Source organism: Citrobacter sp. MGH105 (assembly GCF_001037485.2).
Taxonomy (GTDB): Bacteria; Pseudomonadota; Gammaproteobacteria; order Enterobacterales; family Enterobacteriaceae; genus Citrobacter; species Citrobacter portucalensis.
In genome coordinates this window covers 4,347,781-4,365,318 of record NZ_CP073048.1, presented here as the reverse complement: position 1 = coordinate 4,365,318, position 17,538 = coordinate 4,347,781, and the positions used below count along the sequence as shown (strand labels likewise).

Annotated in this window: 16 protein-coding genes; 11 read left to right on the top strand and 5 right to left on the bottom strand. The window is 54.3% G+C overall.

Annotated features, from left to right (window positions below):
• The first annotated feature begins 133 nt into the window (after positions 1-133).
• Positions 134-853 carry a purine-nucleoside phosphorylase gene (gene deoD / locus SK35_RS20930; protein ID WP_039517409.1) on the top strand — a complete coding sequence of 240 codons (720 nt, stop codon included), beginning with the start codon at positions 134-136 and terminating at the stop codon, positions 851-853.
• Positions 854-1,003: 150 nt separating this feature from the next.
• On the opposite strand, the gene lplA is transcribed toward deoD, so the two are convergent.
• The gene (gene lplA, locus SK35_RS20925; protein WP_048214988.1) at positions 1,004-2,020 is read right to left on the bottom strand and encodes a lipoate--protein ligase LplA; all 1,017 of its coding nucleotides are present in this window, start codon (positions 2,018-2,020) and stop codon (positions 1,004-1,006) included.
• Positions 2,021-2,057: 37 nt separating this feature from the next.
• Entirely contained in the window at positions 2,058-2,699 is a 642-nt protein-coding gene (locus tag SK35_RS20920) for a YtjB family periplasmic protein (protein ID WP_003829948.1), read from the bottom strand.
• A 115-nt stretch (positions 2,700-2,814) separates the two neighbouring features.
• Between SK35_RS20920 and serB the strand changes: the two genes are divergently transcribed.
• The 3 genes from serB to nadR all read left to right on the top strand — a co-directional run bounded on the left by serB (position 2,815) and on the right by nadR (position 6,567).
• Positions 2,815-3,783 carry a phosphoserine phosphatase gene (serB, locus tag SK35_RS20915; protein WP_003829946.1) on the top strand — a complete coding sequence of 323 codons (969 nt, stop codon included), beginning with the start codon at positions 2,815-2,817 and terminating at the stop codon, positions 3,781-3,783.
• Between the two features lie 83 nt (positions 3,784-3,866).
• Entirely contained in the window at positions 3,867-5,249 is a 1,383-nt protein-coding gene (gene radA, locus SK35_RS20910) for a DNA repair protein RadA (protein ID WP_003829944.1), read from the top strand.
• Between the two features lie 88 nt (positions 5,250-5,337).
• Positions 5,338-6,567 carry a multifunctional transcriptional regulator/nicotinamide-nucleotide adenylyltransferase/ribosylnicotinamide kinase NadR gene (nadR, locus tag SK35_RS20905; protein ID WP_003829942.1) on the top strand — a complete coding sequence of 410 codons (1,230 nt, stop codon included), beginning with the start codon at positions 5,338-5,340 and terminating at the stop codon, positions 6,565-6,567.
• 199 nt (positions 6,568-6,766) lie between these two features.
• On the opposite strand, the gene ettA is transcribed toward nadR, so the two are convergent.
• Positions 6,767-8,434 carry an energy-dependent translational throttle protein EttA gene (gene ettA, locus SK35_RS20900; protein WP_003829940.1) on the bottom strand — a complete coding sequence of 556 codons (1,668 nt, stop codon included), beginning with the start codon at positions 8,432-8,434 and terminating at the stop codon, positions 6,767-6,769.
• A 331-nt stretch (positions 8,435-8,765) separates the two neighbouring features.
• On the opposite strand from ettA, the gene sltY reads away from it, so the two are divergent.
• Together sltY and trpR are read left to right on the top strand one after the other, a co-directional pair.
• The gene (gene sltY, locus SK35_RS20895) at positions 8,766-10,703 is read left to right on the top strand and encodes a murein transglycosylase (RefSeq protein WP_048214987.1); all 1,938 of its coding nucleotides are present in this window, start codon (positions 8,766-8,768) and stop codon (positions 10,701-10,703) included.
• An 89-nt stretch (positions 10,704-10,792) separates the two neighbouring features.
• Positions 10,793-11,119: a trp operon repressor gene (trpR, locus tag SK35_RS20890; protein ID WP_003837292.1), complete on the top strand. Its 327-nt coding sequence runs from the start codon at positions 10,793-10,795 to the stop codon at positions 11,117-11,119.
• Between the two features lie 55 nt (positions 11,120-11,174).
• Here the strand turns inward: trpR and yjjX are convergent, their stop codons facing one another.
• A complete protein-coding gene (yjjX, locus tag SK35_RS20885) occupies positions 11,175-11,690 on the bottom strand; it encodes an inosine/xanthosine triphosphatase (protein WP_048214986.1) in 516 nt (171 codons plus the stop codon).
• 52 nt (positions 11,691-11,742) lie between these two features.
• Here yjjX and gpmB point away from each other — a divergent pair, with 52 nt between their 5' ends.
• On the top strand, positions 11,743-12,390 hold the full coding sequence (gpmB, locus tag SK35_RS20880; protein ID WP_003019006.1) for a 2,3-diphosphoglycerate-dependent phosphoglycerate mutase GpmB: 648 nt from the start codon (positions 11,743-11,745) through the stop codon (positions 12,388-12,390).
• Here gpmB and robA read toward each other — a convergent pair.
• Positions 12,387-13,256: an MDR efflux pump AcrAB transcriptional activator RobA gene (robA, locus tag SK35_RS20875; RefSeq protein ID WP_048214985.1), complete on the bottom strand. Its 870-nt coding sequence runs from the start codon at positions 13,254-13,256 to the stop codon at positions 12,387-12,389. The two genes, gpmB and robA, sit on opposite strands and share 4 nt — an antisense overlap.
• Positions 13,257-13,467: 211 nt before the next feature.
• Here robA and creA point away from each other — a divergent pair, with 211 nt between their 5' ends.
• Genes creA through creD form a run of 4 tightly spaced genes read left to right on the top strand, consistent with a single transcriptional unit; the run spans position 13,468 to position 17,486 of the window.
• Positions 13,468-13,941 (top strand): protein CreA, encoded by a 474-nt coding sequence (creA, locus tag SK35_RS20870; protein ID WP_003018998.1) that lies wholly within the window; start codon positions 13,468-13,470, stop codon positions 13,939-13,941.
• 12 nt (positions 13,942-13,953) lie between these two features.
• Positions 13,954-14,643: a two-component system response regulator CreB gene (gene creB, locus SK35_RS20865; RefSeq protein WP_048214984.1), complete on the top strand. Its 690-nt coding sequence runs from the start codon at positions 13,954-13,956 to the stop codon at positions 14,641-14,643.
• On the top strand, positions 14,643-16,067 hold the full coding sequence (gene creC / locus SK35_RS20860) for a two-component system sensor histidine kinase CreC (RefSeq protein WP_048214983.1): 1,425 nt from the start codon (positions 14,643-14,645) through the stop codon (positions 16,065-16,067). The genes creB and creC overlap by 1 nt, the downstream gene beginning before the upstream one ends.
• A gap of 57 nt (positions 16,068-16,124) precedes the next feature.
• Complete coding sequence (creD, locus tag SK35_RS20855; RefSeq protein ID WP_048214982.1) at positions 16,125-17,486, top strand: cell envelope integrity protein CreD; 1,362 nt, start codon at positions 16,125-16,127, stop codon at positions 17,484-17,486.
• Positions 17,487-17,538 lie beyond the last annotated feature (52 nt).

Below are 17,538 nucleotides of genomic sequence, written 5' to 3'. Positions count from 1 at the left end.
TCCCGGGGATTCATGAATTCGTCGCCCTCCTATAACGCGAAATCCTTAGGGTATTTCACTGTTTTGCATACGTTTTGTAGGCCTGATAAGGCGTAGCCGCCATCAGGCAATAACAACGAAATAAGGACAAAAAATGGCAACTCCACATATTAATGCAGAAATGGGTGATTTCGCTGACGTCGTATTGATGCCGGGCGACCCGCTGCGTGCAAAGCATATTGCTGAAACTTTCCTCGAAGATGTTCGTGAAGTGAACAACGTTCGCGGCATGTTAGGTTTCACCGGTACTTACAAAGGCCGTAAGATCTCCGTTATGGGTCACGGTATGGGTATCCCGTCCTGCTCCATCTACACCAAAGAGCTGATCACCGATTTCGGCGTGAAGAAAATCATTCGCGTAGGCTCCTGCGGCGCTGTGCGTATGGACGTTAAACTGCGTGACGTGGTTATCGGTATGGGCGCTTGCACCGACTCCAAAGTTAACCGTATCCGTTTTAAAGATCATGACTTCGCTGCTATCGCTGACTTTGACATGGTGCGTAACGCGGTTGATGCGGCAAAAGCACTGGGTGTAGACGCGCGCGTGGGCAACCTGTTCTCTGCTGACCTGTTCTACTCTCCGGACGGTGAAATCTTCGACGTGATGGAAAAATACGGCGTGCTGGGCGTGGAAATGGAAGCGGCGGGCATCTACGGTGTTGCTGCGGAATTTGGTGCAAAAGCGCTGACCATCTGCACCGTTTCCGACCATATCCGTACTCACGAGCAGACCACTGCCGCTGAACGTCAGACGACCTTCAACGACATGATCAAAATCGCGCTGGAATCCGTTCTGCTGGGCGATAAAGAGTAAGGGTTGTTGTGGCCCGGTGGCGCTTCGCTTACCGGGCCTACGGGAATGCCGCTATTAATGCCTGATGGCGATTCGCTTATCAGGCCTACAGGAGCGGTCTTGTAGGCCGGATAAGGCGCAGCCGCCATCCGGCAATTCGCCACTAATCGCTTAACGCACGGCCTTCGCCACCCACGCCGCCAGTTCACGCAGCTCGTTTTCCTGATCCGGATATTCCGTAACCAGCGCTTCGCAAGTCTGCTGTAAAACATCGGCGCGATACTGGCAGCCCTGTAGCCGCTCCGCCAGCGCTTCTAACGGCGCGGGATTGAGACTGTCGGTAAACACCTGTGAGCGCGTGATATGACCTTTTTCGACGTCGAAATGCAGCTCAACGCCACCCCAAGTGAAACGCTCGTCCAGCAGATGCGAGAAAGCAGGTGCCTGACCAAAATTCCATTCCCAACTGCTCTGGCGGGCAAAGGTTTCGGCAAAATTTGGCAGGTCCGGCGTTTTATCTGGTGAGATCACTTCCGCTTCAACGCGTTCGCCATAATGAGCAAAAAAGGCTTCCGTGATGGCCTGACAGACCTGTTCATGGGTGATGCCCGGTAACAGCTCCGTCAAATTCGCCACCCGTGAGCGGACAGAGGTGATCCCCTTTGCTGCGAGTTTCTTTTTGTCGGGATTGAGATAATTTGCCAGGCGGCTGAGATCGGCATTTAGCAGCAGCGTGCCGTGGTGGAATCCGCGATCTTTCGTTTCCCGATAAGCAGAGCCTGAAACCTTGCGATCGCCGTCTGGCGTTTTCACAACCAGATCGTTACGCCCGGAGGCATCTGCCGTCACACCCAGAGAATTCAATGCGTTGAGGACAATCGCGGTGGAAATGGTTTTGTCGTATTCCGGTTTACCGGCCATAAAGGTAAAGCAGGTATTGCCTAAGTCATGGAACACCGCGCCGCCGCCGCTGCTACGGCGGGCGAGCCGCACGTTGTCTTCCTCCATACGGCGGGTATTACACTCTTTCCACGGGTTTTGCGCCCGGCCAATCACCACCGTATCGGCGTTACGCCACAAGAACAGGACGCGCTGCGTGGCGGGCATCTGGCGAAAAATGCACTCTTCGACCGCGAGGTTAAACCACGGATCGTAAGAGTCTGAGATAAGCAGGCGTAGTGTAGTCATGGTTGATTTCCCTTCTGTTTTACAGTTTTTACTGCTTTTACTCTTTTTTCTCGTTGTCTTCTTCCTGCACCGGTTTGTTGGCGGTCAGCAGGAAAGGGGATTGCTGCCAGCGGGTACGCTTGCCTTGCAATAAGGTACGGGTGAGCACGACGCCAATCGCCAGCGCCAGCAGCAGCATCAGGCGTAAGATATTGGTGGTGTTATCTACCTGCTTCGCCTCGGTGGCGAGGGTGTGGGTATCCAGCGTCAGACGCAAATAGCCCAGCGGACCATTTTTCCCCTGAATGGGTTCGACAATCTGCTGGTTAAAATAACCCCCGGCTTTTTTGCCATCGAGCGCCAGTCGGTCACGAACGTTGACGCTCTCGCCGGTACGCGTAATCAGGTCTCCCTGTTCATCGTACACGCCAGCGTCCAGAATACGGCTACTTTCCGTCAGCTGTGTGAGTACCGCTTTGATGCGTTTTTCATCCGGCGTTTCGGTACGCATTAGCGGAGCAACATTTAGCGCCACCTGGCGGGCCAGCGTACGGGCCAGCTCTTCGAGCTGCGGATTACGCTGCTGCTGGTGACTTTGACTAAACCAGGATGCGCCCTGCATCAGGGCGACAAGCAGCGCAAGACAGAACAATACAATCACTGCACGATGAAGTCGGAATTTCAGTTTTGCGCGAGCCATATTCCACCTGCTGAAAATTTGAGACTTAATGTTGCCAGAAGCGCTGGTTACAGGGTAGCCTCATGCGTTATTTTCCCCTGATGATTCCGACCCGAACGATTTTACAGGAGCTTTAATGCCTAACATAACCTGGTGCGATCTACCTGAAGATGTTTCTCTGTGGCCAGGTCTGCCTCTCTCTTTAAGTGGCGATGAAGTCATGCCGCTGGACTACCACGCGGGCCGCAGTGGCTGGCTGCTGTACGGTCGTGGGCTGGATAAACAACGTTTAACGCAATACCAGAGCAAACTGGGCGCGGCGATGGTGATTGTTGCTGCCTGGTGCGTCGAGGATTATCAGGTGATTCGCCTGGCGGGTTCTTTAACGCCGCGCGCGGCAAAACTGGCGCATGATGCCAAACTGGATGTTGCGCCACTAGGTAAAATTCCGCATCTGCGCACACCGGGTTTACTGGTGATGGACATGGACTCAACGGCAATCCAGATCGAATGCATTGATGAAATTGCTAAACTGGCTGGAACCGGTGAGATGGTTGCGGAAGTCACGGAACGTGCAATGCGCGGCGAACTGGACTTTACCGCCAGCCTGCGTAGTCGCGTCGCGACGCTGAAGGGCGCTGATGCCAATATTCTGCACCAGGTGCGCGAAACGCTACCGCTGATGCCAGGCCTGACACAGTTGGTGTTAAAACTGGAAACGCTCGGCTGGAAAGTGGCTATTGCCTCTGGCGGCTTTACCTTCTTTGCCGATTACCTGCGTAATAAACTGCGTCTGACGGCGGCTGTGGCAAACGAGCTGGAGATCATGGACGGTAAATTTACCGGCAACGTGATCGGCGATATCGTCGATGCCCAGTACAAAGCCAATACCCTGACTCGCCTGGCACAAGAATATGAGATCCCGATGGCGCAGACGGTGGCGATCGGCGACGGTGCTAACGATCTGCCGATGATCAAAACCGCAGGGTTGGGTATTGCGTATCATGCTAAACCGAAAGTGAATGAAAAGACGGAGATTACTATCCGCCACGCTGACCTGATGGGCGTGTTCTGCATTCTCTCCGGCAGCATGAACCAGAAATGATTAAATTGCCCGATGGCAAGGTGTCCGTAGGCCGGATAAGCGCCCGCGCCATCCGGCAAAAGCATTAACGAAAGAGGTAAAACGTGGCCAAAGCTCCAAAACGCGCCTTTGTTTGTAATGAATGCGGGGCCGATTACCCGCGCTGGCAGGGGCAATGCAGCGCCTGTCAGGCCTGGAATACCATTACCGAGGTGCGCCTTGCCGCATCGCCAACGGTGGCGCGTAACGAGCGGCTCAGTGGCTATGCCGGGAATGCGGGCGTGGCAAAAGTGCAGAAGCTGTCTGACATCAGCCTTGAAGAACTGCCGCGTTTTTCCACTGGATTTAAAGAATTTGACCGCGTACTGGGCGGCGGTGTGGTACCCGGCAGCGCTATTCTGATTGGCGGTAACCCCGGCGCGGGGAAATCAACGCTGCTGCTGCAAACGCTGTGCAAGCTCGCTGAGCAGATGAAAACTCTGTACGTCACCGGTGAAGAGTCACTGCAGCAAGTGGCGATGCGCGCGCACCGGCTTGGCTTGCCGACCGCGAATCTGAATATGCTGTCGGAAACCAGTATTGAACAAATTTGCCTGATTGCCGAAGAAGAACAGCCGAAGCTGATGGTGATCGACTCCATTCAGGTAATGCACATGGCGGATATTCAGTCTTCGCCGGGCAGTGTGGCGCAGGTGCGCGAAACGGCGGCTTACCTGACGCGTTTTGCCAAAACGCGCGGCGTGGCGATTGTGATGGTCGGCCACGTCACCAAAGACGGCTCGCTGGCTGGGCCGAAGGTGCTCGAACACTGTATTGACTGTTCGGTACTGCTCGACGGTGACGCCGATTCTCGTTTCCGTACTCTGCGTAGCCATAAAAACCGTTTTGGTGCTGTGAATGAGCTGGGCGTCTTTGCCATGACCGAACAAGGCCTGCGTGAAGTCAGCAACCCTTCCGCTATCTTCTTAAGCCGTGGCGATGAGGTCACCTCCGGCAGTTCGGTGATGGTGGTCTGGGAAGGTACGCGCCCGCTGCTGGTAGAGATTCAGGCGCTGGTCGATCACTCAATGATGGCGAACCCGCGTCGCGTGGCGGTCGGTCTGGAACAGAACCGTCTGGCGATTCTGCTGGCGGTGCTGCATCGTCACGGTGGCTTGCAGATGGCGGATCAGGACGTGTTTGTTAACGTAGTCGGCGGCGTAAAAGTCACCGAAACCAGCGCCGACCTGGCGTTGCTGCTGGCAATGGTCTCCAGCCTGCGTGACAGACCGCTGCCACAGGATTTAGTTGTCTTTGGCGAAGTGGGGTTGGCGGGCGAAATCCGTCCGGTACCCAGCGGGCAGGAGCGTATTTCGGAAGCGGCGAAGCACGGCTTTCGCCGGGCGATTGTCCCTGCCGCTAACGTACCGAAAAAAGTACCGGAAGGCATGCAGGTCTTTGGCGTTAAGAAGCTTGCGGATGCGTTAAGCGTGTTTGACGACCTATAATCAAATACCTGTACGTACCGATTTTGTAGGCCTGATAAGCGAAGCGCCATCAGGCAGTGTTACGCGATTTTTCCAGCAGGAGGCTCTTGTGTCATTTGAATATCTGAAAACCGCCATAAAGCAAAAGGGCTGTACCCTGCAACAGGTGGCGGATGCCAGTGGCATGACCAAGGGATACCTAAGCCAACTGCTGAATGCCAAAATCAAAAGCCCCAGCGCGCAGAAGCTGGAGGCGTTGCACCGCTTTCTCGGTCTGGAGTTTCCGCGCCAGCAGAAAAATATCGGTGTGGTATTCGGCAAGTTTTATCCGCTGCACACCGGCCATATCTATCTTATCCAGCGCGCCTGTAGTCAGGTCGATGAACTGCATATCATCATGGGCTATGACGACACGCGCGATCGCAGCCTGTTTGAAGACAGTGCCATGTCGCAACAGCCTACGGTGCCCGATCGTTTACGCTGGCTGCTGCAAACCTTTAAGTATCAGAAAAATATCCGTATTCATGCCTTCAACGAAGAAGGCATGGAGCCGTATCCGCACGGCTGGGACGTGTGGAGCAACGGGATCAAAACGTTTATGCAGGAGAAAGGGATCCAGCCAAACTGGATCTACACCTCTGAAGAATCAGATGCCCCGCAGTATCTCGAACATCTGGGGATCGAAACTGTGCTGGTGGATCCCAAGCGAACGTTTATGAGCATTAGCGGTGGGCAAATCCGTGAAAACCCGTTCCGCTACTGGGAGTATATTCCGACTGAAGTGAAGCCGTTTTTCGTGCGCACCGTGGCGATCCTCGGCGGGGAGTCGAGCGGTAAATCGACGCTGGTGAACAAGCTCGCCAATATTTTTAATACCACCAGTGCGTGGGAATACGGGCGTGATTATGTCTTCTCCCATTTGGGCGGCGATGAGATGGCGTTGCAGTATTCTGACTACGATAAAATCGCCCTGGGACAAGCGCAATACATCGATTTTGCTGTTAAGTACGCAAATAAAGTGGCATTCATCGACACCGATTTCGTGACCACTCAGGCCTTCTGTAAAAAGTATGAAGGGCGTGAACATCCGTTTGTGCAAGCGCTGATTGACGAGTATCGCTTCGACCTGGTGATCCTGCTGGAAAATAACACCCCATGGGTGGCGGATGGCTTACGCAGCCTTGGAAGCTCAGTTGACAGAAAAGCGTTTCAGACGCTGCTGGTCGAGATGCTGCAGGAAAACAATATCAATTTTGTGCACGTTCAGGAGCCTGACTACGACGGCCGCTTCCTGCGCTGCGTGGAGTTGGTGAAAGAGTTGATGGGCGAGCAGCGTTAGATTTTAATGCCGGATGCGCTGCGCTTATCCGGCCTACAAGTCGCACTAACCTCATAGACAGGATGGCGCTGTGCTTATCCGACCTACAAGTCGCACTAACCTCGTAGACAGGATGGCGCTGTGCTTATCCGACCTACAAGTCGCACTAACCTCGTAGGCCGGATAAGGCGTAACGCCGCCATCCGGCACTTAACGCTAATTACTTAGAAATACGCTTGTACTTAATACGTTTCGGCTCCAGCGCATCGGCGCCCAGCGTACGTTTCTTGTACTCTTCGTATTCGGTAAAGTTACCTTCGAAGAACTCAACCTTACCTTCATCCTGGTAATCCAAAATGTGGGTGGCGATACGGTCGAGGAACCAACGGTCGTGCGAGATAACCATCGCGCAGCCCGGGAATTCCAGTAGGGCGTTTTCCAGCGCGCGCAGGGTTTCGATATCCAGGTCGTTGGTTGGTTCATCGAGCAGCAGCATGTTGCCGCCAACCTGCAGCAGCTTCGCCAGGTGCAGACGACCACGCTCACCACCGGACAGCTCGCCGACGCGTTTGCCCTGATCCACACCTTTGAAGTTGAAGCGGCCCACGTAGGCACGGCTTGGCATCTCGGTGTTGCCGATTCGCATGATATCCAGCCCGCCGGAAACTTCTTCCCACACGGTTTTGCTGTTGTCCATGGCGTCACGGAACTGGTCAACGGAGGCCAGTTTGACGGTTTCACCCAGCGTGATGGTGCCGCTGTCAGGCTGTTCCTGACCGGACATCATACGGAACAGGGTAGATTTACCCGCGCCGTTCGGACCGATGATGCCGACAATTGCGCCTTTCGGTACGGAGAAACTCAGATCGTCGATCAGAACGCGATCGCCGTAGGATTTACGCAGATTGGTGACTTCAACGACTTTATCGCCCAGACGTGCTCCAGGTGGAATAAACAGTTCGTTGGTTTCGTTACGTTTCTGGTATTCGGTGTTGTTCAGCTCTTCAAAGCGTGCCAGACGGGCTTTACCCTTAGACTGACGGCCTTTAGCGCCCTGACGTACCCACTCCAGCTCTTTCTCAATGGATTTACGGCGAGCCGCTTCCTGAGAGGCTTCCTGGGCCAGACGCTGATCTTTCTGCTCCAGCCAGGAAGAGTAGTTACCTTCCCACGGAATACCTTCACCACGGTCCAGCTCCAGGATCCAGCCCGCAACGTTGTCGAGGAAGTAACGGTCGTGGGTAATCGCCACTACGGTGCCTTCGAAATCGTGCAGGAAGCGTTCCAGCCACGCAACGGATTCCGCATCCAGGTGGTTGGTCGGTTCGTCGAGCAGCAGCATGTCTGGTTTTTCCAGCAGCAGGCGGCACAACGCGACGCGGCGGCGTTCACCACCGGAGAGATTCTCAATTTTAGCGTCCCAGTCCGGCAGACGCAGGGCGTCAGCGGCACGCTCAAGCTGCACGTTCAGGTTATGGCCGTCGTGCGCCTGGATAATTTCTTCAAACTTGCCCTGTTGTGCGGCCAGTTTATCGAAGTCGGCGTCCGGCTCGGCGTACTTGGCGTAAACTTCATCCAGACCTTTCAGTGCACTAACCACTTCGGCAACCGCTTCTTCAACGGATTCACGAACGGTATGTTCCGGGTTCAGTTTTGGTTCCTGCGGCAGGTAACCGATTTTAATGCCTGGCTGTGGGCGAGCTTCACCTTCGATATCGGTATCAATACCGGCCATGATGCGCAGCAGGGTAGATTTACCCGCACCGTTCAGACCGAGAACACCGATTTTGGCGCCAGGGAAGAAGCTCAGTGAGATGTTTTTAAGAATATGACGTTTCGGCGGAACGACCTTGCCGACACGATGCATGGTATAAACGAATTGGGCCACGTTGGACTCGCCTCTATGTTTATCCCGTCATACTTCAAGCCGCAGATGCGTTGGCTGTGTCGTTCACCCCAGTCACGTACTTTTGTACGCTCAGGGGATTCACTTCCTCGCCGCCTTGCTGCAACTTGAATTATTTAGGGCTAATTATTGGTAAATAGTTATCAAAGGCGAAGTGTAGCCTTTTTCATTGCCCAATCCCAGCCAGCAGATCCCACTCGCAACAAAAGTAAAAAAGTGTCCGTGACGTGGCGCATTCTGCAATGTCTGGTTAGCATGAATTAATTAAGCGGCATGATGCTGCACAGACGTAACATGACAAGAGGAAGAGCTTGTGGACAAAGCCAAACAATTTACCTGGCGCCTGCTGGCGGCCAGCGTATGTCTGCTGACGGTCAGTCAAGTGGCGCGAGCCGATTCCCTGGATGAGCAGCGCAATCGCTATGCGCAAATTAAGCAGGCCTGGGATAACCGACAGATGGATGTCGTAGAGCAGATGATGCCCGGCCTGAAGAACTATCCTCTGTATCCCTATCTGGAATATCGTCAGATCACTGACGATCTGATGAATCAGCCGACCATTACCGTCACCAATTTTGTGCGCGCCAACCCGACGCTGCCCCCGGCGCGTACTCTGCAATCGCGTTTTGTGAATGAACTGGCGCGCCGCGAAGACTGGCGTGGACTGCTGGCGTTTAGCCCGGAAAAACCGGGTACCACGGAAGCGCAATGCAACTATTACTTCGCGAAATGGAGTACTGGGCAAACCGAAGAGGCCTGGCGGGGCGCGAAAGATCTGTGGCTGACCGGGAAAAGTCAGCCGAACGCCTGCGACAAATTATTCGGCGTGTGGCGCGCCTCAGGTACTCAGGATCCGCTAGCGTATCTGGAGCGTATTCGTCTGGCGATGAAAGCCGGGAATACCGGTCTGGTGACGGCGCTGGCCGGACAGATGCCCGCACAATACCAAACCATTGCCTCTGCGATCATCTCGCTGGCCAACGATCCGAATTCGGTGATGACTTTTGCTCGCACGACTGGTGCCACGGATTTCACCCGACAGATGGCGGCGGTCGCCTTTGCCAGCGTGGCGCGTCAGGATGTGGAAAACGCCCGCCTGATGATCCCGTCCCTGGTACAGGCGCAACAGCTTAATGACGAGCAAACCCAGGAGCTACGCGATATTGTTGCCTGGCGTCTGATGGGCAATGACGTCACCGACGAGCAGGCCAAATGGCGTGATGATGCGATTATGCGCTCCAATTCCACCTCGCTTGTGGAGCGTCGTGTGCGCATGGCGCTGGGAACCGGCGATCGTCGTGGCCTTAATACGTGGCTGGCACGTCTGCCAATGGAAGCAAAAGAAAAAGACGAGTGGCGCTACTGGCAGGCTGATCTGCTGCTGGAGCGCGGACGTGATGCGGAAGCCAAAGAGATACTGCACCAGCTCATGCAGCAGCGTGGTTTCTATCCGATGGTGGCGGCACAGCGCCTGGGCGAAGAGTACGAGCTGAAAGTGGATAAAGCGCCAGCGAACGTTGATTCTGCGCTGACTCAGGGGCCAGAAATGGCACGCGTACGCGAGCTAATGTACTGGAACATGGATAATACCGCGCGCAGTGAATGGGCGAATCTGGTTACCAGCCGTACCAAGTCCGAGCAGGCTCAGTTGGCACGTTACGCGTTCAACAATCACTGGTGGGATCTGAGCGTTCAGGCGACGATCGCCGGTAAGCTGTGGGATCATCTGGAAGAGCGCTTCCCATTGGCCTATAAAGATCTGTTTACCCGTTACACCAGCGACAAAGATATTCAGCCAAGCTATGCGATGGCGATAGCGCGTCAGGAAAGCGCCTGGAACCCGAAAGTGAAATCACCGGTCGGCGCCAGCGGGCTGATGCAGATTATGCCGGGCACGGCGACGCATACGGTGAAAATGTTCTCGATTCCAGGTTACAGCAGTCCGAGCCAGCTACTGGATCCTGATACCAACATCAACATTGGTACCAGCTATTTGCAGTACGTATATCAGCAATTCGGCAATAACCGCATCTTTGCGTCGGCAGCCTATAACGCCGGTCCGGGACGCGTTCGCACCTGGCTTGGCAATAGCGCTGGCCGCATTGATGCTGTGGCGTTTGTCGAAAGTATTCCATTCTCAGAGACGCGTGGTTACGTGAAGAATGTGCTGGCTTATGATGCGTACTATCGCTATTTCCTCGGCGATAAACCGGAGTTGATGAGCGACGCAGAATGGCAACGTCGTTACTGATCGTGTCGATTGTGTTATGCTATCGTACTCGTTAAAGAGTACAAAAGGGGGAAGCAAGCACGCTTCCCCCGCAACGATGGCGATATCTTATGACTCAGCAATCACCCTATTCAGCAGAGATGGCAGAACAACGTCACCAGGAGTGGTTACGTTTTGTCGATCTGCTTAAACACGCCTACGAACAAGATTTACACCTGCCGCTGCTCAATTTGATGTTAACGCCGGATGAGCGTGAAGCGTTGGGCACGCGTGTGCGTATCATTGAAGAGCTGCTGCGCGGCGAGATGAGCCAGCGTGAGCTTAAAAACGAGCTCGGGGCGGGGATTGCCACTATTACGCGGGGGTCGAACAGCCTCAAATCCGCACCGGTGGATTTGCGTCAGTGGCTGGAGCAGGTGTTGCTCGGGAAAAATTGATCCGCCGGATGCGGCTTTGCCTTATCCGGCCTACGATTGAACATCCGGCACAATGCTATAAATACACCGCGTTATGAAACGGGCTGAGCGCCAGAATCACCGCCTGGTGATAGACGCTTGAGCGCGTCAGCTTGCCCGCGGTAAAAACGCCGATTGCGCCTTCTTTACGGCCAATCTCATCAATACCTGTATAGTCCGACATCACCGGGCCGAGTGCTTCACCTTTACGGACTCTGTCGAGAATGACAGTAGGCAATGGCAGCGTGGCTGAACGAGCTTCACCGCGCTGAACGCCGTTATCAATCACCACCCAACTAAAGGTGGCGTCATCGTCAATTCCTGCTTCAATGGCGACCCAGAAATCAGCCTGCGGGTGCAGGCGGCGAGCGTTATCAACGCGATTTCGTGCGCCAGTGCGCGTTTCCTGGTTTCCGAAAGGTTGTTCCGGCACGCCACTCTCGACGGCGACGGGTTCAATATGGCAGGATCCTTCCCCGAAAATCTCTTCAAATGCCCGCAGAATTGCCTGAATTTTGGCAGGATTGGTGGTCGCAGAGATAACCTTGTGCATAATTAAGCTCAGTTTGAAAATTCATCGCATCGCAGTATAACGGAAAAAAAGCATGTTACAGGTATACCTTGTTCGCCATGGCGAAACGCAGTGGAACGCCGAGCGACGTATTCAAGGCCAGTCAGATAGCCCACTAACCGCTAAAGGTGAACAACAAGCCATGCAGGTGGGAGAACGCGCCCGCTCGTTTGGTATTACGCATGTCATCAGTAGCGATCTTGGTCGTACACGACGGACCGCAGAAATCATCGCCCAGGCCTGCGGCTGTGATATCACCTATGATTCTCGTCTGCGTGAGTTGAATATGGGGGTGCTGGAAAAACGTCACATCGATACGCTGACGCCAGAGGAAGAGGGCTGGCGTCGCCAGTTGGTGAACGGCACGGTGGATGGTCGTATTCCGGAAGGGGAATCGATGCAGGAGCTGAGCGATCGCGTCAATGCGGCGCTGGCATCCTGTCTGGAGCTGCCGCCGGGAAGTCGTCCACTGCTGGTCAGCCACGGTATCGCGCTGGGTTGCCTGGTGAGCACAATTCTGGGATTACCGGCATGGGCTGAACGTCGCTTGCGTCTGCGCAACTGTTCTATTTCTCGCGTTGATTACCAGGAAAGCTTATGGCTGGCGCCGGGATGGGTCGTTGAAACGGCAGGGGACATCTCACATCTGGACGCCCCTGCGTTGGATGAACTACAGCGCTAGCGGCGAATCGGAATCAGGAATTCGCAGCGCAGGTTGATCGGGCGATCTCCCGCTTTGGCATCTTCTGCCGGGTAGTATCGCTCGATATCCTGTCCTTTACGGCGCGTCAGGTTCAGCATCGGCATGCATGTGCCGTAAACCGTCAGGATAAACTCTTGCACGCCGGTTCCCAGCCCTTCGTAGGTAAACATCACGTACTCGCCACCCTGTAACAGGATAGGCTGCGCCGACGGCACATAGCCATTGGCCTGCTCCGGCGTCAGTGCTGTGGTGTAAAACACTTCCTGTTCGTCATCTTTTTCAATGCTCGGACGCGTTTCGTTAAGCCCGTACAGCACTGGCGGGATCGCCGGAGCCTGAGCAAGGAAGTCGCGCCAGAACTGAATACGCATTTCATGACGGAAATCTGAAATCTGTTCCAGCGAGCAGGAATAGCTTTGCGTGGTGCCGAGCAGTTGCGTGTCTTCCAGCGTAACGAACTCGTGCGCAGGCATCGCAAATTCACCCAGTCGCATTGGCGGGCGAATACCAAACGCACTCCATTCCGGTGAACGGCGATACAGCGCAGGCGTTTGGGAAAATTGTTTCTTGAATGCGCGAGTAAATGTTTGTTGAGAGTCGAAGCGATATTGCAGCGCAATATCCAAAATTGGACGCGCAGTCAGGCGCAGCGCCACTGCGGATTTCGATAAACGACGGGCGCGGATATAGGCGCCAATAGCATGGCCCGTCACGTCCTTAAACATTCTCTGCAGGTGCCACTTGGAATAGCCCGCTTTTGCCGCCACATTGTCAAGCGACAAAGGCTGATCCAGATGACCTTCCAGCCAGATTAATAGGTCGCGAATAATGCCAGCCTGATCCATAAAATATCCTCATCCTTTCAACAACGAGTACCTGACGTCAGGTATGAGGATAATAGCATTTTTTGCTGTTTTAGCATTCAGTGTTTTTTTTGCTCATAAGTGCTTTTTTCGGACATACGAAAGCGTGATTATTGTAATCCTGTGATCTGTATACATTTTATCTTAGAATGTTTAATAATTACGCAGAACAACTTTTAAGAATGGTAACAATATGAAATATAAGAGCTTAGTCATTTCCTCAATTCTGCTGATGTTGGCGCAGGTCGCCCATGCGGAGCAGATTGGATCTGTCGATACGGTGTTCAAAATGTTTGGGCCGGATCATAAAATTGTGGTCGAAGCGTTTGACGATCCGGATGTTACCAATGTGACCTGCTACGTGAGTCGTGCGAAGACCGGCGGCATCAAAGGTGGACTGGGGCTGGCGGAAGATACCTCCGATGCCGCCATCTCTTGCCAGCAGGTTGGGCCGGTAGAACTGAGCGACAGAATCAAGAACGGTAAAGCTCAGGGCGAAGTGGTATTTAAGAAACGTACCTCGCTGGTGTTTAAATCTTTACAGGTTGTGCGTTTTTACGATGCGAAACGTAATGCGCTGGCCTATCTGGCCTATTCAGATAAAGTGGTCGATGGATCGCCCAAAAATGCCATCAGTGCGGTACCCATCATGCCGTGGCGGCAATAACAAGGAAGCACAATGCAACAGCCGTTGATCTGGTTGGTTGAGGATGAGCAGGGAATCGCTGATACGCTTATCTACATGCTGCAACAGGAAGGGTTTAGCGTAGAGGCGTTTGAGCGCGGATTTCCCGTGCTGGAGAAATCTCGCCAGCAATGCCCTGATGCCATCATTCTGGATGTCGGGCTACCGGATATCAGCGGTTTTGAACTGTGCCGACGTTTACTGGAACGCCACCCGGCGTTGCCGATCCTCTTTCTGACCGCGCGCAGCGATGAAGTGGATCGCCTGTTGGGGCTGGAAATTGGCGCAGATGACTATGTTGCCAAGCCTTTCTCGCCGCGTGAGGTGTGCGCTCGTGTGCGTACGCTGCTGCGGCGGGTGCAAAAATTCTCCACGCCTTCATCGACGACGCGCTGTGGGGATTTTGAACTTAATGAGCTGGCCGCGCAAATTACCTGGTTCAGCATGCCGTTGAACCTGACGCGTTATGAATTCCTGCTGCTGAAAACATTGCTGATGTCGCCGGGACGTATTTACTCTCGCCAGCAGCTGATGGATTTAGTCTGGGCAGACGCGCAGGATACCTTTGACAGAACGGTCGATACTCACATCAAAACGCTGCGCGCCAAGCTGCGGGCTATCAATCCGGAGCTTTCCCCCATCAATACTCATCGCGGTATGGGATACAGCCTGAGGAATTGCTGATGCGCATTGGCATGCGTTTGCTGCTCGGCTATTTTCTGATTGTCGCGGTCGCCGCCTGGTTTGTTCTGTCGATCTTTGTGCAGGAAATTAAGCCAGGCGTTCGTCGGGCGACCGAAGGTACTTTAATTGATACCGCCACGCTGCTGGCTGCACTGGCGCGTGATGACGTGCTCTCTGACTCACCGGCTAACGGCAAGCTGGCGCAGGCATTTGCGCAGCTGCATAACCGCCCATTTAACGCCAACATCAGCGGCATTAACAAAGTGCGTAATGAATACCATGTCTATATGACGGACGCGCAGGGCAAGGTGTTGTTTGATTCAGCTAACCAGGCCGTCGGTCAGGACTACTCCCGCTGGAACGATGTGTGGTTAACGCTGCGTGGGCAGTATGGCGCCCGAAGCACGCCGCAAAACCCGAACGATCCGGAAAGCTCGGTGATGTACGTTGCCGCGCCGATCGTAGACGGTGGGCGTATTATCGGCGTGCTCAGTGTCGGTAAACCAAATGCGGCGATGGCACCGGTGATTAAACGCAGTGAACGGCGAATGCTGTGGGCCAGCGCCGTATTGCTGGGCATTGCCCTGGTGATTGGCTTCGGGATGGTATGGTGGATAAACCGATCCATTGCCCGGCTGGCGCGTTATGCCGACTCCGTTACCGAGAATCGCCCCGTCCCACTGCCTGATTTAGGCAGCAGCGAGTTACGCAAACTGGCGCAGGCGCTGGAAAGTATGCGCCTGAAGCTCGAAGGCAAGAACTACATTGAGCAGTATGTCTACGCGTTAACGCATGAGCTGAAAAGTCCGCTGGCGGCCATTCGTGGCGCGGCAGAGATATTGCGCGAAGGCCCGCCGCCAAACGTGGTAGCGCGTTTTACCGATAATATTCTGACGCAAAATGCGCGCATGCAGGCGCTGGTCGAAACTTTGCTGCGCCAGGCGCGACTGGAGAATCGACAGGACATTACGTTGACGGCGGTGGAGGTAGATACGCTTTTTGCTCAGCTCAAAGAGGCGCGTAGCGTGCAGCTGGCGGCAAAAAACATTACGCTGACCATTCTGCCTTCATCGCTTAGCGTCGCTGCCGATCCCGCGTTACTGGAGCAGGCATTGGGGAACTTGCTCGACAACGCTATCGACTTCACGCCACAGGGCGGGACGATTACGTTGAGCGCGCATCAGCAGGAGGAGCTGGTCACATTGCAGGTTACCGACAGCGGTAGCGGAATCCCTGATTTTGCGTTGCCGCGTATTTTTGAGCGCTTCTACTCGCTGCCCCGCGAGAATGGACACAAGAGCAGCGGTTTGGGGCTGGCGTTTGTCAGTGAAGTTGCACGACTGCATGAAGGTACGGTGACATTATCTAACCGACCAGAGGGCGGTGCACAGGCCTCGTTTACGCTTCACCGTCACTTCACATAACTTCAAATTCTCCGCACATAGCTGTTCTACCTTGCTGATATTGCAAAGGAGAACGCTATGTTTAAATCACCCCTGTTTTGGAAAATCGTCACCTTAGGCGGCGCAATATTACTGCTGTTAATTCCACTGACCATGGTCAGGCAGATAATCGTTGAGCGATCGGATTATCGTGATGAAGTCGAAGATGCTATTCGTCAGAGCACCAGCGGGCCGCAAAAGATGGTCGGGCCGCTGATTGCCGTCCCGGTGACGGAACTGTATATCGAGCTGGAAGGCGACAAACAGATCCAGCGTAAGCGCAGCTATATCCATTTCTGGCTGCCGGAGTCGTTGGTGGTTGAGGGGAATCAGAACGTTGAAGCGCGTAAAATCGGTATTTACGAAGGCCAGGTCTGGCACAATGACCTCTCGGTGAAGGCCGAGTTTAACGCTGAACGCTTGCGCGATTTAAACCATCCCAACGTCAGCGTCGGCAAACCGTTTATCGTGGTTGGCGTGGGGGATGCGCGCGGGATCGGCGTGGTGCAAGCGCTGCAGGTCAATGGGGAATCGCTGGCCGTTGAACCAGGGACGGGGCTGGATGGAGGAGCTCAAGGGATCCACATTCCGCTACCTGACGCGAGCTGGGCGGAGCAAAACCTGAGCATGGCGCTGTCGTTGAATTTGAGCGGAACCGGAGATTTCTCCGTTGTTCCGGTTGGCCGTAACAGTGAAATGACTTTAACCAGCAACTGGCCGCATCCCAACTTTCTGGGGGATTTCCTCCCGGCGAAGCGCGAAATCAGCGAATCAGGATTTAAGGCCCAGTGGCAAAGCAGCTGGTTCGCGAATAACCTCGGCGAACGCTTTGATGGCGAAAAGATTGGCTGGAAGGGAATGCCTGCATTTAGCGTTGCCGTCGCCACGCCAGCGGATCAGTATCAGTTAACGGACAGGGCTACCAAGTATGCCATCCTGCTGATTGTACTGACCTTTATGTCTTTCTTCGTGCTTGAAAGTATGACCAGCCTGCGTCTGCACCCGATGCAGTATCTGCTGGTGGGGCTATCGCTGGTGATGTTTTATCTGTTGCTGCTGGCATTGTCTGAGCACATTGGGTTTACGGCGGCGTGGATTACGGCAAGCCTGGTAGGCGCGTTAATGAACGGGGTGTATCTGCAGGCGATATTACAGAGTTGGCGGAACAGTATTTTATTCACCGTGGCGCTGCTGGGGTTGGATGGGGTGATGTGGGTGCTGCTACGTTCACAGGACAGCTCTTTACTGCTGGGAACCGGCGTGCTGTTGGTCGCGTTGTGTGGCGTGATGTTCCTGACGCGTCATCTTGACTGGCACTCGCTGGCACAGCCAAAACCAAAGCCGACAGAAATTCCGGAGCCTCTGCCTGCGCAGAGTGACGAGTTTCGCTTATGGAAATAGGGCGGTGGGGGAATGAAAAACGGCGCATAATGCGCCGTTTTTTTACCTGTAA

Bases quoted from the DNA above. Each gene is read 5' to 3' on its own strand.
- deoD (WP_039517409.1), top strand. From the start codon at position 134: ATGGCAACTCCACATATTAATGCAGAAATGGGTGATTTCGCTGACGTC.
- lplA (WP_048214988.1), bottom strand. From the start codon at position 2,020: ATGACTACACTACGCCTGCTTATCTCAGACTCTTACGATCCGTGGTTT.
- SK35_RS20920 (WP_003829948.1), bottom strand. From the start codon at position 2,699: ATGGCTCGCGCAAAACTGAAATTCCGACTTCATCGTGCAGTGATTGTA.
- serB (WP_003829946.1), top strand. From the start codon at position 2,815: ATGCCTAACATAACCTGGTGCGATCTACCTGAAGATGTTTCTCTGTGG.
- trpR (WP_003837292.1), top strand. From the start codon at position 10,793: ATGACTCAGCAATCACCCTATTCAGCAGAGATGGCAGAACAACGTCAC.
- yjjX (WP_048214986.1), bottom strand. From the start codon at position 11,690: ATGCACAAGGTTATCTCTGCGACCACCAATCCTGCCAAAATTCAGGCA.
- gpmB (WP_003019006.1), top strand. From the start codon at position 11,743: ATGTTACAGGTATACCTTGTTCGCCATGGCGAAACGCAGTGGAACGCC.
- robA (WP_048214985.1), bottom strand. From the start codon at position 13,256: ATGGATCAGGCTGGCATTATTCGCGACCTATTAATCTGGCTGGAAGGT.
- creA (WP_003018998.1), top strand. From the start codon at position 13,468: ATGAAATATAAGAGCTTAGTCATTTCCTCAATTCTGCTGATGTTGGCG.
- creB (WP_048214984.1), top strand. From the start codon at position 13,954: ATGCAACAGCCGTTGATCTGGTTGGTTGAGGATGAGCAGGGAATCGCT.
- creC (WP_048214983.1), top strand. From the start codon at position 14,643: ATGCGCATTGGCATGCGTTTGCTGCTCGGCTATTTTCTGATTGTCGCG.
- creD (WP_048214982.1), top strand. From the start codon at position 16,125: ATGTTTAAATCACCCCTGTTTTGGAAAATCGTCACCTTAGGCGGCGCA.